The sequence below is a fragment of the Aquirufa sp. Wall-65K1 genome (genome assembly GCF_054558475.1).
The window spans coordinates 386940-403909 of the sequence record NZ_JBPXKD010000002.1 but is presented as its reverse complement, the minus strand read 5'-3'; the positions used below and the strand labels follow the sequence as shown (position 1 = coordinate 403909).

General features: G+C 38.9%; 14 protein-coding genes and 1 tRNA gene. 2 read left to right on the top strand and 13 right to left on the bottom strand.

The annotated features are described in order from the left end of the window. Positions 1–326: 326 nt before the first annotated feature. From ACST15_RS04995 to ACST15_RS04945, 11 genes are all read right to left on the bottom strand, one after another. Positions 327–761, bottom strand: a complete 435-nt coding sequence (locus tag ACST15_RS04995) for a nuclear transport factor 2 family protein (protein WP_459453578.1) — start codon at positions 759–761, stop codon at positions 327–329. Between the two features lie 48 nt (positions 762–809). Beyond that, a complete protein-coding gene (locus tag ACST15_RS04990; RefSeq protein WP_459453577.1) occupies positions 810–2066 on the bottom strand; it encodes a glutamate-5-semialdehyde dehydrogenase in 1257 nt (418 codons plus the stop codon). Positions 2067–2079: 13 nt separating this feature from the next. Next, on the bottom strand, positions 2080–5142 hold the full coding sequence (locus tag ACST15_RS04985) for a hypothetical protein (protein WP_459453575.1): 3063 nt from the start codon (positions 5140–5142) through the stop codon (positions 2080–2082). Positions 5143–5190: 48 nt separating this feature from the next. Then, complete coding sequence (locus ACST15_RS04980; RefSeq protein ID WP_459453574.1) at positions 5191–6231, bottom strand: NAD(P)/FAD-dependent oxidoreductase; 1041 nt, start codon at positions 6229–6231, stop codon at positions 5191–5193. Then, positions 6218–6904, bottom strand: coding sequence for a (d)CMP kinase (gene cmk / locus ACST15_RS04975; RefSeq protein ID WP_459453573.1), 687 nt, complete (start codon positions 6902–6904; stop codon positions 6218–6220). Before cmk ends, ACST15_RS04980 begins: the two co-directional genes overlap by 14 nt. After that, positions 6897–7619 carry an alpha/beta fold hydrolase gene (locus ACST15_RS04970; protein WP_459453571.1) on the bottom strand — a complete coding sequence of 241 codons (723 nt, stop codon included), beginning with the start codon at positions 7617–7619 and terminating at the stop codon, positions 6897–6899. The genes cmk and ACST15_RS04970 overlap by 8 nt, the downstream gene beginning before the upstream one ends. 1 nt (position 7620) lies before the next feature. Beyond that, complete coding sequence (locus tag ACST15_RS04965; protein ID WP_459453569.1) at positions 7621–8145, bottom strand: hypothetical protein; 525 nt, start codon at positions 8143–8145, stop codon at positions 7621–7623. Positions 8146–8147: 2 nt separating this feature from the next. Next, on the bottom strand, positions 8148–9398 hold the full coding sequence (gene clpX / locus ACST15_RS04960; RefSeq protein WP_459453568.1) for an ATP-dependent Clp protease ATP-binding subunit ClpX: 1251 nt from the start codon (positions 9396–9398) through the stop codon (positions 8148–8150). A gap of 2 nt (positions 9399–9400) precedes the next feature. Next, entirely contained in the window at positions 9401–10108 is a 708-nt protein-coding gene (locus ACST15_RS04955) for a ClpP family protease (RefSeq protein WP_459453566.1), read from the bottom strand. A gap of 141 nt (positions 10109–10249) precedes the next feature. Further along, positions 10250–11590, bottom strand: coding sequence for a trigger factor (locus tag ACST15_RS04950; RefSeq protein WP_459453565.1), 1341 nt, complete (start codon positions 11588–11590; stop codon positions 10250–10252). A gap of 67 nt (positions 11591–11657) precedes the next feature. After that, positions 11658–11742 (bottom strand) — tRNA-Leu (locus ACST15_RS04945). A 302-nt stretch (positions 11743–12044) separates the two neighbouring features. On the opposite strand from ACST15_RS04945, the gene ACST15_RS04940 reads away from it, so the two are divergent. Next, the gene (locus ACST15_RS04940) at positions 12045–13736 is read left to right on the top strand and encodes a sodium:solute symporter family protein (RefSeq protein WP_459453564.1); all 1692 of its coding nucleotides are present in this window, start codon (positions 12045–12047) and stop codon (positions 13734–13736) included. On the opposite strand, the gene ACST15_RS04935 is transcribed toward ACST15_RS04940, so the two are convergent. Then, the gene (locus tag ACST15_RS04935) at positions 13720–14310 is read right to left on the bottom strand and encodes a peptidylprolyl isomerase (RefSeq protein ID WP_459453562.1); all 591 of its coding nucleotides are present in this window, start codon (positions 14308–14310) and stop codon (positions 13720–13722) included. The two genes, ACST15_RS04940 and ACST15_RS04935, sit on opposite strands and share 17 nt — an antisense overlap. Before the next feature lie 32 nt (positions 14311–14342). Next, the gene (locus ACST15_RS04930) at positions 14343–15554 is read right to left on the bottom strand and encodes an MFS transporter (RefSeq protein ID WP_459453561.1); all 1212 of its coding nucleotides are present in this window, start codon (positions 15552–15554) and stop codon (positions 14343–14345) included. Positions 15555–15824: 270 nt separating this feature from the next. Here ACST15_RS04930 and ACST15_RS04925 point away from each other — a divergent pair, with 270 nt between their 5' ends. Beyond that, positions 15825–16964: a Gfo/Idh/MocA family protein gene (locus tag ACST15_RS04925; RefSeq protein WP_459453647.1), complete on the top strand. Its 1140-nt coding sequence runs from the start codon at positions 15825–15827 to the stop codon at positions 16962–16964. Positions 16965–16970 lie beyond the last annotated feature (6 nt).

The window sequence follows — 16970 nt, the reverse complement described above, 5'->3', positions numbered from 1 at the left end:
GTTAATTCAATGACCTAATCACAAATAATCATGAAAAGCAAACTCAAATGTCCAAGTTGCAAATCAACCATTAAATTAAGTACCTTTATTTCTATGTATAGCTTGAAAACATCGAAGTGTACTCTTTGTCAACAAAAATTGATTTACAATAAAAAGTCACCCAAGGATAGTTTATTGATTGTTTTAAGCTCAATTATCCCCATGAATATTGGATTTACACTATTTAAGTGGGAAATGTCTAATGCCATTTTTATTGGATTTGCTTGTGGTTTAACTAGCCTTTCACTGATTATTATAATAAAATATTTTGCATCAGATTTGGATGTCTAAAAATTATCATAATAGGTAAAATCCTCTACGATTTTCCCATTTTCTAGACGAAAAATGACAACTATGGGCAATTCAAATTTCTTTTGATCAGCACCTGTTCCCGTAGAAATAAACTCAACTACCACATGATGCTCACCCGATGGATAAACATTCACTACCTGATCATGTACATCCGGAAATTGCTCTTGTAAACCTGAATATTCCTCGATGAATTGAGCTTTGGATTTCTTGAGGACTTTCATCCCTGACGTCGGGTCTTTAAACTCAGCTGTATCAGCATACATCTCCGACAAGGCCTTCCAATCATGCTGATTAAATAAGTTGAAATACTGGTTGATCAGTTCCTTATTCGCCTGTTCTACTTGCGTAGTTTCATTTTGGCATGAAAGAAAAAACAGACTAGAAATCAATAAAACAAGTAAGGTCTTCATGGACATATATTTTAGTGAATAGAAATCAAATAAATGACCTGGTCCTGTTTACCTCACCTGACCATTTCCTACTAATACCCACTTTTCTGTAACTAATTTCTCCAACGCAAACGGGCCACGGGCATGTAATTTTTGAGTAGAAATACCAATCTCAGCTCCCAATTCAAAAACTCCACCGTCCGTAAATCGAGTGGATGCATTCCAATAGACAGCTGCGGCATCAATGGCCTGCAAAAAATAATTGGCCTCTTCCGCATCTTCTGAAATAATGGCCTCAGAATGTCGAGATGAAAAAGTAGAAATATGTAAAATGGCCTCCTCCATGCTATCCACCACTTTTATGGAACAGGCAAAATCCAAAAACTCACGACCAAAATCCTCATCCGTAGCTTCGAATAAATAAGGATAAGCCTGGGCTTTTAATAAGGCATAGGAACGAGCATCGGCATGAATTTTAACCTGATAGCGAATGAAATCATCTTGAATCAAACTTAAAAAACGGGTCAATTTACTCGCATGAATCACAATGGTGTCTAAGGAATTACAAACCGAAGGTCTAGTAACTTTGGCATTAACGACCACGGGTACAGCCTTCGCTAAATCAGCTGATTCGGCTACGTAGGTATGACACACACCAGCCCCGGTTTCAATCGTGGGTACCAAAGACTCTCTGCGCACCCGCTGAATTAGGGCATCAGAACCTCTTGGGATAATTACATCAATGTCTTTAGTGGCCGTTAACAAAGTACTTACATGAGCACGATCTGTTGGCAATAAGCGAACTAGATCTGTGGAAAAACCATTTTTTTCCAGTGCTTGGTGAATCAAGGAAACTAAAAAGGAATTACTGTGCCAGGCATCTGTTCCTCCCCTCAACACAGCCGCATTACCCGAGCGAATACACAGAGCGGCCACATCAATTGTGACATTAGGCCTAGATTCATAAATCACCCCCACTACACCTAAAGGCACAGCTAACTTACGTAAATGCAAACCGTTTTTTAACTGCTTTTCTAGAATAACCTGACCTGATGGATCAGGCAATAACATGATATCACGTAAACTATCTGCCAAGGATTGAATTCGCTCCTCAGTCAATAAAAGTCGATCACGCATGGGATTGTTGGCATCATAATTTGCCAAATCCTGCACATTGGCTTGTATGACTCCCAATTTATTTTCTTCCAATAAAAGAGCTAAATCTGATAAAATAGCATTTTTTTGTTCACTGCTTGACATGGCCAAAGAGATGGCAGCATGACGGGTAGCAGCTAAGGAAGCCAATAGTTCACTCGAATTTTCCATGAATTAAGATCTACTAAAAATCGTAACCAAATGATAAATAGGTTACTGGTGCTTTTATTTCTTTATTATCCATACCAAAGGCATAATCCAGTTTGATGAAATAGCCTAATAAATAAGCCCTAGCGCCTAATCCATATCCCATCAAGAATGGGTTTCTAAAATCAGTTACCGTGGCTAAAAACGGATTGGTATTACCTCCATACGTATTGGTATTAAATCCATTTGTTCTGGCAAAAGGATTAGATCCTGTCCAAGCGCTTCCAATATCCGTAAAACCGGCAAATTGGAATGAATTCATAAATCTTGACTTAGAAAAATCAGGACCCATCAAGGATTTCAATGGTACACGCAATTCTAAATTTAATAAGATATGGCTTTGGCCAGATAATTTATTGACATTGAAGCCCCTTAATGGACTAGCTACATCACTCATAAACACATCGCGCTCAGCAATCCCGGCCGTACCCATAGGGTTCTCTTTGTTTCTTCCTTCCCTTTGAATAAATAACCAATTATCCACCCCACCCAGCATGGTTTGTGGGGCTGCAGTACCAAGTGCATTGGAGGCAGAAAGACGGGCAGCTAAAATGAAACTATTGGTCAACTTCACATAACGACGCATATCCAAACGAATCCGACTAAAATTCTGTGGTAAAGCTAGGCCTGCTTGGTACTCAGCGGAGAGATTCATCCTAAAACCGGTACGAAGATTTTCATCTAAATGAACCGTATTATCAAAGGTATATTCCAATTTAGCTCCAGCGTAGGTCGCCAAATTTTCCGGTGTACTTAAGCTGAATTGGTCAATTGCCCGATTGGACGTAAATGATCCTGTAAAGCTTAATTTACTCAATAAATTAAATGGATAAACACCTTTTACTTCGATACGATTATAACGTACCTTCTGAGAAAAACTTTCATTTTCTTGGTCTAATACCTTTCGATCAAAACGCACAAACCAATCAACTTTATTGGCTAAATAACCATATTCAGCCCATAAATCTGCATTTCTTAAATTTGATGTAACAAAAATCCCTGTTCGAACTAAATGGTTTTCCAACAGATCATTCATCTTCACCTCAAATGAATATCCCAATCCCCGAATGGGATCTACCATAAAACTCCCTTCTGATTTGTTAACCACAAAAGAATTTTGATAATTCACGGGACCGGTCAACTTACCCGGATCTCTTCTCAAGCGCTGATTTTGTTGACGCAGTTCAATTCTTGCCCGACGCTGGTCTGCCCGACGAAGTAAAGGTTTGTCTATACTATCTTTAGCCGCCTGATTGGCCGCATCTAGATTGGATATTTCATTTAATTGGGGATACCACCGGCTCTGTCCTGAACTTTGTAAACTACCGATCGGATAGCTACTGATCATTTGGGTAAGCATTTCGTTTTGGCGAATAATGACCTGCTCTTTCGCCCATTCAGCTGACCTCCAAGGGCCAGAACGGGCAGAATTTTGATAGAAAGTAGTATCTGCCCAGCGTAAACTAATCAGATTGGTTCCAGAGGTTTCTTCACTGAGGAAATTCCAAACAGAATCTGATACTTGCCTTAGATTATGAATGTATCCACGATGAGCAAAAATACGGCTCGGGTTAGATGGTTCATCAGCCTTCCAATGATACAAGGAATATATCCCTTCTTTGGAAGCGCTTGCCTTCCAGGTGGTATCAACATATTTCTCCGTAATGTAGGCTACATCATTGCCATTATTCCACCAATGAGCCTCAATCTCATCATTGGCATCCTGCGTTACAGCCGTATATCGATTCCTTCTTAAATCATATATTCCCACATCTACCTGCCCGTTTCGAAGCGCCCTCACCAACATCCGCTGGCCGTTTGCCGCCATCTCAAAATCCAAGCAATTTAAATCCACCAATTTCTTTTTGGACTCTACTCGCAGATTAAATTTATTAGCAGTTAAAGCTGAAAACGTCTGTAGATATGAATTACCTTCCGCACTGTAAAGTATGGATAAACCATTGGCTTTTGACCAAGACAATAATGGTCCACGATCCGTTGAAATTCGCTCTGAATCCTTTAAACCTGTTTGAAAGATATTCTGTGATTTCTGATTACTCAAATTCATCAAAGTCACTTGAAATTTACCTGATTCCTCTACCACATAAGCCAGCCATTTCCCATCCGGACTAATTTTAAAATCACCTAAAGTTTGATCCTTCAACATATCAACAGATGTCAAATTTTTCAAACCATTCAATGCCACCGTATTTACTTCTTCTTGCTTAGATTGGTTCAAATAATACTCAAACCACTCCCTCAAAAACTTACTGAATGGCTTTTTGATGGTACTTGAAATACTTGATTGTTCGTTTCGAATGATGCGGGTCAAGTTTAAAATATTACTTACAGGCTGTTTTCCATAGGTTTTAACCAAATAAGCCCAAATGGAATGACCTAACCAAATGGATTCTTTTCCTTGTGCTAAATTGGGTTTACGCACTCGGTTGTTAAGTACCACTTGATACATAAATTGATTCATCTCAGGAGAATCTCCCTCAGCGATATAAGACGCAATCCCCTCTGAAAACCATTCTGGAACTGAAAGCAATAGGGAATTTTGCAACGCATCTTTAATACTTCCACCAAAGAGCATATCATTTACATACACCTTGGTAACTTCTCGAACCAATTCCTTTTTGTACTCCGAGGTGTTATTTTGAAATGCAATCTCAACTTTAAATTTGGCAAAGTTTTCTGCCTTGGCTTCCTCCGCATTATCTAAACTAATGCCGGTATTCGATTGAATCCAATCTTGATGAGAAGGATAAACAAAGAGCTTGATTTTATTGAATGGACTATAGCCTAAAATGTCTGTAATCCTTGGGAACTCAGATTCCAAAATTTGAATGGTGTTTCGGGCTAATGCTTCATTCTTGCCGAAATAGTATACCTCAAAATTTTGACTGGTAAAGAATTTCCAAACAAATTTTTGATATTGAATACGCGTTTTATCGAATTTCTTTTGACTTGGATAGAAGTCTTGCCCTGGCAGCATGAAGGAAAAAAGCAGCAAAATCAATAGCAATATTCTTTTCATTCAATTTTAAGATTAATAGGCAAATTCAATAAAACCAAATTTAATGATTTATGTGGAAAATAAATGGTAAAATCTACGAATTGATGCTTCTGAATTTATCTCTCCCTCTCCTTTCCATTCCCTTAGCCACTCTTGCGAGAAATAAGGACTCAAAGAAACACCTTTGGAACCAAAACCATTGAATATGGCCAAGGGTAAATGCGGATGAAATCCAACCAATGGCCGACGATCTTGTGTAGCCGGTCTTACACCGGTAGACATATTTAATTCCTCAAAATGTTGAATTCCAAACGTTTCTAGCTTAGCCCTAAGGTCTATTTGAGCTGAAATACTCGCTTGGTTGGAGAAATCATCCCAACGGTAGGTGGCCCCAACTTTAAATTCTTGATTTCCCAAAGGCAGGAGAAAACCATTTTTATTTAAAATGTAATCCTCAGAAGGCTCTGTAGATTTTATTTTCATTAATTCCCCCTTGGCAGGCAAAAAATTTAAATGACCAAAGTATGGATTATGTTGCTGGGCATGAAAACCCTCGCAAAAAATGACACAAGCAAAGGTTTGACCCTGAAAAAATACTCCTTCGGAGGTAAATTCCAGATCATTTACCGGATCTAATGTGATTTCTTGAATGACATTTTTAGACTGAAAATATTGCTTAGAACAGATTAATAAACTTTCTACATCTAACCAACCCGCTTTTTCAACCCAAACACCCGCTTCTTCCCAGCGTAAATACGCATTATGAATTTGCTCTTTTCTATCCAAGAGCCAAGTTTTCATTTCTTTGTTTGCGAATGGACGAAACAAAGGCATAGGATGAAAAAAAGAAACACCTAGTTTTTTTTCCAATGCCGAATAAAAAGGAAACAGGTAGCTAAAAAGCTCATCTACCAACCAAGATTTCTCTAGTTTTCGACCAGTTACAGGATTGAAAATGCCACCTGCAGCATAAGATGAGGTAAAATAAGCTTGGGGCGCATCAATCACCCAATAATTTACCGAAGCTTGGTCTAGGGTATGAGCTAAAATGGTGCCAGCTAAACCTTGACCAACAATTAAAACAGGAAGATTTTGCCTATTTTCCCGCATGCTGAACACGTCGAACCTGCTCCAAAACAAATGCTACTTGCTCATCCATGGATTTAAAGGAAGTATCCAAATCAATGGCATCATCGGCCCGTTTTAAAGGACCCTCACTCCGATTGGAATCGATTTCATCCCGTATTTTCAAGTTTTCGATTATTTGTTCAATGGGTAAATCCTCCCCTTTTTGCATCAATTCCAATTTTCGTCTTTGTGCCCGAATCTTTGGATCAGCTGTCATAAAAATTTTCACCTCCGCATCAGGAAATACAACAGTACCCACATCCCTGCCATCCATCACTACCCCTTTTTTCTTCCCCATTTTTTGTTGCTGAGCCACCATGGCATGTCGAACTGCTGGTATGGCACTTACCTGGCTTACAATATCCGAGATGTACATTTTACGAATCTCATTTTCCACATTTTCCCCATTCAAATAGGTATCTGACGCTTGTCGCTCTGGATTAAATTCAAATGTGATATGCACCTCATCTAAGGCTTTTGCAACAGCATTTAAATCGGCACAATCTACTTGATTTCGGTGAAAATAAAGTGCAACTGCTCGATACATAGCACCAGTATCCACAAATGCATAATGCAATTGGGCAGCTACACGCTTAGCAGTAGTACTTTTTCCACAAGAAGAAAAGCCATCAAGGGCAATGATAATTTTAGACATGAATGGAGTTAATAAACGATACAATAGCCAAATGTACTAAATCTGGAGCTTCATAGGCTGCTTGATGCCCAGCATGGGGTATGCGAACTAAATGATGAATGGAAGATAGATTTACGGCTTGCTCCACATCCACCAAAGGAACTAAACCATCCTGGTCACCATGAATGAATAAAAATGGAATCGAGGTAGAAGCCAAGAGGTCCAAACCAGCCTGGCGGTCACGCATGGCTTCAGAAGCTGACACGAGACCTGAGGTAGGTATATCTTGGTAGCGTGCTATTAAACTTTGAATCAAAAGGGGATTATCCTTGGCAAAATCCGCTGAAAATAAATTGGGAACAAAAGGCCCAATGAAGGCTTTTGTTCCCATTCTATTTAAAAAGTCAATGGTTTTATTTCGGTTTATTTTTTTCTCCATGGAATCATTCATAGCTGTGGAATTAAGCATAACCACTGCTTTTACTTGATTGGGAAATAAATCTGCCAAGGCTAAAGCTATGTAGCCTCCCATGGAATGACCTATTAAAAACCAAGCTTGATCCTTGGGTAATCCTAAAGCGATTTTTTGAGCATAATCGGCCATGCTTTGACAATCGCTCCATCCTGCATAAGCGGGTGTTATCAAATCAAATGGCCACGAATAAGAAGGCATGAAATCATCCCAAACACGTTGATCTTCACCAAAACCGTGTAAACAGACGATGATTCCCTTCATATTAAAACGTATGCAAAAGACCTAACAGGACAAATATCAATCCAATGAAAGCTGAAACAGCCCCAATGGCACCCAATCCAAAAATGGAAAGTATGATACCGATAATCAATAATATAACCCCAATCTTCACTTTGGAATCCCAAGATGATGGACTAGAGGCTTGCTTTTGTTTCTTCGCTTGAGCTTTATACGCTTTAATTTGAGCCTTAAGCTGCGCTTTGAACGCTTTTTTATGTTGAACCAACTCTTTTTTCTCCATGTGCTTCATGGATTTCACTTCCTGATTCAAAGAATTTAATTCAGTCACTAGCTTTGCTTCTTCAGAAGTATTTGCTGTAACTGGTACAATTTCTTCTGAAAGTTGATTGGATTGGCTAACCAACAAAGTTGGTTCTTCTGTTTGAACAGGGTTAACAATGGCCTTATTCGAGGGCTGGACTTGCTGATATACAGCAAAATACGCGCCTTTATGTGAACAAGAGGCAATGAATAAAGTTAAGGTGAGAACGATTAGACTTCTTTTCATAATTAGGCTACTACTTTCATTTGATGGAACACCGTTTTTTCGAATTTCAATTTTGCATATGCCAAATCCACTTCAAAACTTGAAATGTTTGTTTGAGAAGGAATATCAAACATGGCATCTGTCATGATAGCTTCCATAATGGATCTCAAACCACGCGCACCCAATTTATACTGCATGGCTTGTTCAACCATGTGTGTCAATGCTTCATCGGTGAAATGTAACTTCACTCCCTCCATATCAAACAATTTTTCATATTGTTTAACTAGGGCATTTTTTGGCTTTGTCAAAATTGCCAATAAGGCTGTTTGATCCAGTGGGTTAAGGTAAGTAATCACTGGCAGACGACCTAATAGTTCGGGTATTAAGCCAAATGATTTTAAATCTTGAGCTGTCACATATTTCATGATTTGATCCTTCTCAAAGGAATCATGGAAAGTGTCATCCCCAGAAAAACCGATAGGCCGCGCATTCAAACGCTTGGAGATATGTCGACCGATACCATCAAAAGCCCCACCGCAAATGAAAAGAATGTTTTCTGTATTTACGGCAATCATTTTTTGATCTGGGTGTTTTCTCCCTCCTTGCGGGGGTACATTCACGATGGATCCTTCCAGCAATTTCAATAATGCCTGTTGAACCCCTTCCCCTGACACATCACGTGTGATGGAGGGATTGTCTGATTTACGGGCAATCTTATCAATTTCATCAATGAATACAATTCCACACTCAGCCTTGGCTACATCGTAATTCGCAGCTTGTAGCAAGCGGGTCAAAATAGTTTCCACGTCCTCTCCAACATAACCAGCTTCAGTAATAACGGTAGCATCAGCTATACAAAAAGGAACTTGAAGTTTTTGGGCTAAGGTTCGGGCCAAATAGGTTTTGCCTGTACCGGTTTCACCTACCATCAAAATATTTGACTTTTCGATTTTTACATCTTCCTCATTACTTGGCTGCATTAAACGTTTGTAGTGATTATAAACCGCTACGGAAAGGTGCTTTTTAGCCTCTTCTTGACCAATCACATAAAGGTCCAAGTGTTCCTTTAAATCCTTGGGTTTAACCAACTCAAACTGCTGATTAGCCTTCTTTTTATTAGCAACAGGAGCACCTAATTCCTCTTTAATTACCTCATAGCCTTGTTGCAAACATTGGTCGCATATTTGTCCGTCGATTCCCGACAACAAAATACCCACCTCCGCTTTATTTCGGCCACAAAATGAACAATTATTATTCTTTTTGGGATTTGCCATCCTTACACGTTACGAGTTAAAATTTCATCAATCAAACCATACTCCTTCGCCTCAGCTGCCTTCATCCAATAGTCGCGGTCAGAATCACGCTCAATCTCTTCAAATGATTTACCTGAATGCTTTGCCAAAATATCATACAATTCTTGACGGATTTTAACGATTTCACGAGCTGTAATTTCGATATCACGGCTTTGACCTTGTGCTCCACCAGAAGGTTGGTGAATCATGATACGGGCATGTTCTAGGGCAGAACGTTTTCCTGCTGCTCCACCAGCCAATAAAACAGCTCCCATAGATGCTGCTAAAGAGGTACAAACAGTGGCCACTTCCGGACGGATGTAATTCATGGTATCATAGATACCTAAACCTGCATATACCGAGCCGCCTGGACTATTGATGTACATCACTATATCTTTTTTCGCATCGGTCGATTCCATAAATAATAACTGAGCCACTATGATGTTGGCCATGTAATCATCTACCGGAACACCCATGAAAATAATACGATCCATAATCAAGCGTGAAAACACGTCGATTTGAGCAAAACGCATCGGGCGTTCCTCAATGATGTATTGGGTCATGTCGTCAATACGATGATTCACTTGGCTTCCCATTTGATTCATGTATTGATCTACTGCTAAACCGTTTAAGCCTTTATGGTGTACCGCATATTTGCGAAACTCGTCTCCTGATAATTCCTTGGGATACATAATTTTTAGTTTAAGATTCAAATTTAAAATAAATGTCGGATTAATTGCGAGCAATTAGCTGGTAAACCAAATTTTGGAATGCTTAGTTCACACAAAACCCCGTAAAAACGGGGCTTTGAAAATTCCAACAAATACGCTTGACTACAAGGCTGCTGCGATTTCTTTAAATTTATCCACATCAATTTTAGAAACTTTATGTGGAATTTTTTCAACAATCACTGCGGATACCTTATCTGCAAATGCCTGGTTATATAAGTTCATGAAATTATCTGACTTTGATTTATCACTCAAATAACCCATGGCAATTTTCTCAATCATTTCTTCAATACCCGGTTGATCAGCCGATAAGTAACCGCCGAATTGCTGACGTACCATATCTTTTGCTTTTTCAACTACCTCTGCGTATTCTACTTTTACTTCAAACTTCTCAGCGATTTCGTTCTTGATTAAGTTCCAACGGATATCCTTTTTCACATTATCAAAATCTTGATCAATTTGTTCTGGAGTAAATTTACCTTCGTTGATACGTACTAACCAATTACGTAAAAAAGCCTCAGGTAAATCAATTTTCACTTGGTCTAATAATGCTTTTTCAGCGTCTATACGCAATAAATAATTAGCTTCACGCTTGTAATTATCTTGAACAATTTCAATTAACTGCTCACGGAAACTAGCTTCATCTGTAGCTTTACCTGCACCTAGAACCTTATCAAAAAATGCTTGGTCTAAGTTGGCTGGAACCGAACGAGTAATGTCTTCCACTACATAGGAAACCTCACCTGTCAAATCTCCTACTTCCTCTTCTTTCTTACCAGTAGCCAAAGCCAAAGATTTAGCATCATTGAAAACTTTATCTATGGCAAACTTTAAGGTATCACCTACTTTAGCTCCAATGAAAATCTTTTTAGATTTATCATTGATGGAATGCAAAGGTATAGCTGATTTTTCTACCCAATCTCCTTGAGTAAATGTTCCAAATACTAAATCACGATCTTCCACTGACTCTGGGTGAGTCTGCTCTCCAAATTGCTTCTTTAAGTTCTCTATCGTTTCTTCGATTTCCTTTTTATCGGCTTTGATTTCATAGGAGTTTACCGTTTTGATTTTTTCTAAATCAACTGAAAACTCTCCATGGAAACCTAAATCATAATGAAAAGTGAATTCTGTATCTTTTTCCCAGTCGATCGCATCTGCTTCATCAACAGCTGGCATAGGCTCTCCAACCAGGTTTAATTTATTTTCTTTGATGTAATCACTCACGGCATGGCCAAGCAAATGATTAATTTCTTCCACTAAAATGGATTGTCCTGCCAATTTTTTAATTAATGGCATGGGCACCATACCGGGACGAAAGCCCTTGATACTCGCTTTCTTGCGGTAATCTTTTAATTTAGTCTCTACCTTATCTTGGTAATCAGCAGCTGAAACGACAACAGTCAAACGACCTTCTAAATCATTTGAATGGTTGAGCGAAATATTCATATGGAAGTATTTAAATTTTTTAATTAAAAAAAGCCCCCAATACCTTTTGGTCTTGAGGGCTTGCCGATGGTACGGGCGGAGGGACTCGAACCCCCATGCCTCGCGGCGCCAGATCCTAAGTCTGGTATGTCTACCAATTCCACCACGCCCGCTTGCATTTGGAGGTGCAAAGGTAATTAGCAAAATTAAGTATTCCAAAACACTTGGAAAATTTATATTTGGTCAAAAATTTCGTCTCAAGATTTAAATAGGAAATCGCATATTTTAACAGCTTTTAAGATAAATTGTGAGTATTGTAAGCTTTTCTGTTCTATTTTTAACAATTCAATTCATCCATGAAACAAGAAACACATCACCATCCAAGCCATTGGAAAATTTGGTATATATTACTTGGCCTATTCGTGGTTTTTATCATTCTGTTTTTCGAGATTTTTAGCGCCATATTCCGATAAATATGCATCAATTAGACTGGATAGTTTTACTATTGACCATTGGCGGAATTGTGCTCTATGGGAGTTGGAAAGGTAGGGAGGCTAAGCACTCGCTAAAGGGCTTTTTGTTGGCAGACCGTGAACTGCCGTGGTACCATATATTATTGTCTGTGATGGCTACACAAGCTTCTGCTATCACATTTTTATCCGTACCGGGTCAAGCTTACACAGACGGCATGCGTTTTGTGCAATTTTATTTGGGCTTACCCATTGCCATGATTGTCTTATCTGTCACCTTTATTCCTCAGTATTATCAATTAAAAATATTCACTGCTTATCAATTCTTGGAAGAACGCTTTGATTCCAAAACTCGCATATTAACGAGTTTTCTCTTCCTTATCCCGAGAGCACTTTCTACCGGTGTCACCATTGCCGCTCCATCCATTATCCTTTCAACCCTGCTTGGCTGGGATTTAACTTGGACCAATTGTATCACAGCGGCAATTGTGACTTTTTATTGCATTTTCGGTGGCTCAAAAACCATTTCCTACACGCAATTACTACAAATGGGAGTTGTCCTAGCCGGTATGGTTATTGCTGCCATTTACATCATTCAGGCATTACCTCAGGAAATAGGTATGAAAGAATCCTTGCAGCTAGCAGGCAAAATGGGTAAAATCAATCTAATCGATTGGAAATTTGATATCAATAATCGCTATACAATCTGGTCGGGAATCATCGGCGGGTTCTTTCTGCAACTTTCTTATTTTGGTACAGATCAAAGCCAGGTTGGACGTTATTTAACGGGGCATACTGCCAATGAGAGTAAAAAAGGATTATTACTGAATGGATTTCTGAAAATCCCCATGCAGTTTTTTATTTTATTGGTGGGCATATTGGTATTTGTGTTCTATCAATTCAACCAAGCTCCTATATTTTTCAATAAAACTACAGAACTGAATTGGAATTCCGCCAAAGGGCATGAAGCTATTGATCAAGAAAACAAGCAGATTTTCATCCAAAAAAAGCAAACAGAAAGTGCTTTGATTCAGGCCATTTCTCAAGAAGATGCTGAAAAAATCCCAGTACTGAAATCGCAAATCATGGATTTGCACGAAAAACAAAAGCAAGTCAAAGAGAAGGCGGTAGAATTACTAAAATCACAAAACCTGAAAGCCGAAAGTCAGGATACCAATTACATTTTCCTTCGTTTCATTGTAGACCACTTACCCATTGGTTTGGTGGGTTTTCTTATTGCCATGATATTATTAGCCTCCATGGGCTCTATGGCCTCAGCCTTTGGTTCTTTAACCTCCACGGTTATGGTGGACATATACCAACGATTCATTAACCAACATGCTAGCAATGAACATTATTGGTGGTCTTCCAAAATAGTTACGTTAGCCTGGGGAATTTTCTGCCTAGTAGTTGCCCAATTTTCTGTCAATATGGGTAGCTTGATTGAAGTGGTGAATATCCTCGGGTCTTGGTTTTATGGAACCATATTAGGCGTATTTTTATGTGCCTTTTACTTACCTAAAACCCAAGGTTCTCATGTTTTTTGGGCAGCCATTATTGCTGAGGCCTTTGTAATCTATGCCTGGAAAATCGACCTCATGGCATTCTTGTGGCTGAATGTGCTTGGATGTGTAATGGTGGTAGCCTTAGCCTTCATTTTTCAAACGCTAGGGCAATGGACTAAGGCAAAACCTTGATGTCAAATTTGACAGGGATGACAGGTTTTTCATCGTAGGATTTGGCATTGAAGATGGAATCAACCACCGCCATACCTTTGGTTACTTTGCCAAATACCACGTATTTCTTATAAAACCTTGCTGCTTGTTCGGTATCAGTAACGATAAAAAATTCACTTGGTGAAGAGGCTTGCTCAGGATTTCCTTCATCATAGCGCGCCATGGCTAAACTACCACGAACGGGCTTAAGGTCATCGATGTATTCTGCAGGAACTAAATAATTCAATCGGTCACGATACTCCCCTCCTCCTTGTATACCTGTCACATACACGATACGATAAAAATACCGATCTTCGAAATAGCCCATTTTAACCAAACGAATAAAATTCAAGCGGTGTAAAGGAGTACGGGCATCGAGCTCCATTTCAAAGTCCCCCAATCGGGTTGAGACTAGTACTTTATTTTCTGTCCATTGGTCAGCCCCTTTTTGTAAAGATTCTTTGACATGAACGGGATCCAAATTCCAATTTGATTGGCAGGAAAACAGACCTACAATAAACAATAATAAAAGTAGACGCATAAAAAAAGGGGGCATAAAAGCCCCCTAATTTAATTCAAATATCTGATTTATGCAGAATGGTTTACTTTCTTTCCAAAGAAGTATAATCCCACAAAAGCTACAATTAAAATAGCTGGGAAGATCAACATATTAGAAAGAGTCGCTTGACCAGCAGCTAAATCAGCAGCATCACCCGCTAAACCTGTAGCTTCTGCTGCAATTTTATTTTCTTGAATCCAAGCTCCGATGATTGGTTGGAACATAGAAGAAGAGAACATTCCGATACCACCTAAAATAGATAATCCTAGGGCACCAGTTTGAGGCATAGTTTCACTAACATAACCTAACATGTTTGGCCAGAAATAGCAAATACCTAATGCAAAGAATACAGCTGCTACATAAAGCATAGAACCATCCATGGTAGACATCATGTATAAACCAATTACTCCGAAGATGGCTGAACCTAAAAGTACCCCTACTGTATTTAACTTATGAATGATAGGACCTGCGAAATAACGACCAACAGCCATTAATCCAGTTACAAGTGCTAAAATTAGCATTGGGCTTGCACCAGCTTTCGCCAAGATTGGACCTACCCATTGCTGAGGACCAAATTCAGAAATAGCAGTTAATGCCATACAAGCAGCCATGAATAAATACAATGGATTTAGCATTGCTTTGAAACTATCTAAGGCATTTTCAGCACCAGCACGAGGCTTAGGGAAAGCTTGACCGTAGAATAATATCGCATAAATAGCTGTAGGTATTAAGATTACCCAGATTTGCGCCTGCCATGACATTGACGCATCTGTCATAAATTTAGAAATCAATGAACCAATCACAATACCACCTGGGAACCACATGTGGAAACGGTTCAATTTGCTATTGAAGTCCAATCCAGAATAAGAATCGGCGATCATTGGATTACAAGCGGCTTCTGTACAACCGTTTCCTAAACCAATTAAAAGAGTTGAAATTAATAAGGTATTGTAATCAACCGCATAAATAGTTAATAAAATACCAATAGCGTGAGCGATCAAAGCAATTTGCATGATCAATTTAGGACCAATGGCTGAATAGAAAACCCCACCAAGAATCATGGATATTGGGAAACCTAAGAACCACATTTGATTGATATGTCCTAATTGGACAGTATCTAAGTTTAATTCTGCTCCTAACTGAGTTAGAATACCTGCTCTAATGCTAAAAGAGAAGGCCGTTGTGATAAGCGCAAAGCAACTAGCATAGAACAAGCGATTTGCATTAATGGTTTGACTCATAGTTGTTTAGATTTAGTTAAAGGGTGAAACAACGTTTTTTCTTGAAAAATTAAAAATTAACATTAGAAAAATCATGTCAAAAAAACGAAAAGATTTTCAAAGTTTCCTATTAAATTGAAAATATTTTTAATATTTCATTAATTCTACAGCGCTATTGGCTCAAATTAGTATATTTAGAGTCAATTTTTTAAAAAAATCTAAATCAATATAAATATGATTCAGGGAGGTTCTTCTACACAGGCAAAAAACCGTCAAGGCAGAAAAATCCGCATGGGGATGATTGGTGGTAGTCTAGAAGCATTTATTGGAGCTGTGCACCGTCGTGGTTCTCAATTAGATGGAGAAATAGAATTGGTTTGTGGAGCATTCAGTTCTAGTGCTGAAAAGTCCAAAGCCACAGGTGAGGCATTATACTTAGATGCTAGTCGAGTTTATGGGTCATATGAAGAAATGATCCTCAAGGAAAAAACATTACCAGAAGGTGAACGCATGGATTTTGTATCCATCGTAACGCCCAACCACTTACATTTCCCGGCTGCTAAAATGGCCTTAGAAAATGGATTTCATGTGGTTTGTGATAAGCCTGCTACCTTAAACTTGGCAGAAGCTAAGGAGTTAAAGAAAATTATAGATGCTACTGGATTGATTTTTGCATTGACCCATAATTATACGGGATATCCGATGATTAAAGAAGCCAAGCACTTAGTCGATTCTGGGGAATTAGGAGAAATCCGCAAAGTGATTGTGGAATATCCACAAGGTTGGTTAATTGATTTGGTAGAAGCGACGGGGCAAAAACAAGCGGCTTGGAGAACTGATCCGGCTCGTTGTGGAGCTGCCGGAGCAATTGGCGACATTGGTACACATGCCGAAAATTTAGCTGAATACATTACCGGATTACATATTGAAGAATTATGTGCGGATTTAACCATTTTTGTGGAAGGCAGACAATTAGATGATGATGGAAATATCTTAATTCATTACAATAATGGTGCCCGCGGTGTTTTACATTGCAGTCAAATTTGCAATGGTGAAGAAAACGATTTAAACATTCGTGTATATGGCTCCAAAGCTGGTATCGTTTGGCATCAAATGGACCCTAATACCTTAATCATTAAGTCTAGAGATGGAGGTAGTAGAACCATAAGGACCAATGTGGGTAGTTTATCTGCACAAGCCCAAGCACATACCCGTCAGCCAGCAGGACACCCGGAGGGTTACGTAGAAACCTTTGCTAATATTTACCGGAATTTCGCTTTTGCACTTCGTGCTCATTGGGAAGGTAAAGAACAAGATCCCTTATATGATTTCCCAGGAATTGATGAGGGAATCAAGGGAATGGCATTCATAGAAAATGTAGTTAGATCGTCTAAAGACAATACAAATAAGTGGACCAAATTTGAAATTTAATATAGA

Excerpts from the sequence above, each read along its gene's own strand:
- ACST15_RS04995 (WP_459453578.1), bottom strand. The coding sequence starts at position 761 with ATGAAGACCTTACTTGTTTTATTGATTTCTAGTCTGTTTTTTCTTTCA.
- ACST15_RS04990 (WP_459453577.1), bottom strand. The coding sequence starts at position 2,066 with ATGGAAAATTCGAGTGAACTATTGGCTTCCTTAGCTGCTACCCGTCAT.
- ACST15_RS04985 (WP_459453575.1), bottom strand. The coding sequence starts at position 5,142 with ATGAAAAGAATATTGCTATTGATTTTGCTGCTTTTTTCCTTCATGCTG.
- ACST15_RS04980 (WP_459453574.1), bottom strand. The coding sequence starts at position 6,231 with ATGCGGGAAAATAGGCAAAATCTTCCTGTTTTAATTGTTGGTCAAGGT.
- cmk (WP_459453573.1), bottom strand. The coding sequence starts at position 6,904 with ATGTCTAAAATTATCATTGCCCTTGATGGCTTTTCTTCTTGTGGAAAA.
- ACST15_RS04970 (WP_459453571.1), bottom strand. The coding sequence starts at position 7,619 with ATGAAGGGAATCATCGTCTGTTTACACGGTTTTGGTGAAGATCAACGT.
- ACST15_RS04965 (WP_459453569.1), bottom strand. The coding sequence starts at position 8,145 with ATGAAAAGAAGTCTAATCGTTCTCACCTTAACTTTATTCATTGCCTCT.
- clpX (WP_459453568.1), bottom strand. The coding sequence starts at position 9,398 with ATGGCAAATCCCAAAAAGAATAATAATTGTTCATTTTGTGGCCGAAAT.
- ACST15_RS04955 (WP_459453566.1), bottom strand. The coding sequence starts at position 10,108 with ATGTATCCCAAGGAATTATCAGGAGACGAGTTTCGCAAATATGCGGTA.
- ACST15_RS04950 (WP_459453565.1), bottom strand. The coding sequence starts at position 11,590 with ATGAATATTTCGCTCAACCATTCAAATGATTTAGAAGGTCGTTTGACT.
- ACST15_RS04940 (WP_459453564.1), top strand. The coding sequence starts at position 12,045 with ATGCATCAATTAGACTGGATAGTTTTACTATTGACCATTGGCGGAATT.
- ACST15_RS04935 (WP_459453562.1), bottom strand. The coding sequence starts at position 14,310 with ATGCCCCCTTTTTTTATGCGTCTACTTTTATTATTGTTTATTGTAGGT.
- ACST15_RS04930 (WP_459453561.1), bottom strand. The coding sequence starts at position 15,554 with ATGAGTCAAACCATTAATGCAAATCGCTTGTTCTATGCTAGTTGCTTT.
- ACST15_RS04925 (WP_459453647.1), top strand. The coding sequence starts at position 15,825 with ATGGGGATGATTGGTGGTAGTCTAGAAGCATTTATTGGAGCTGTGCAC.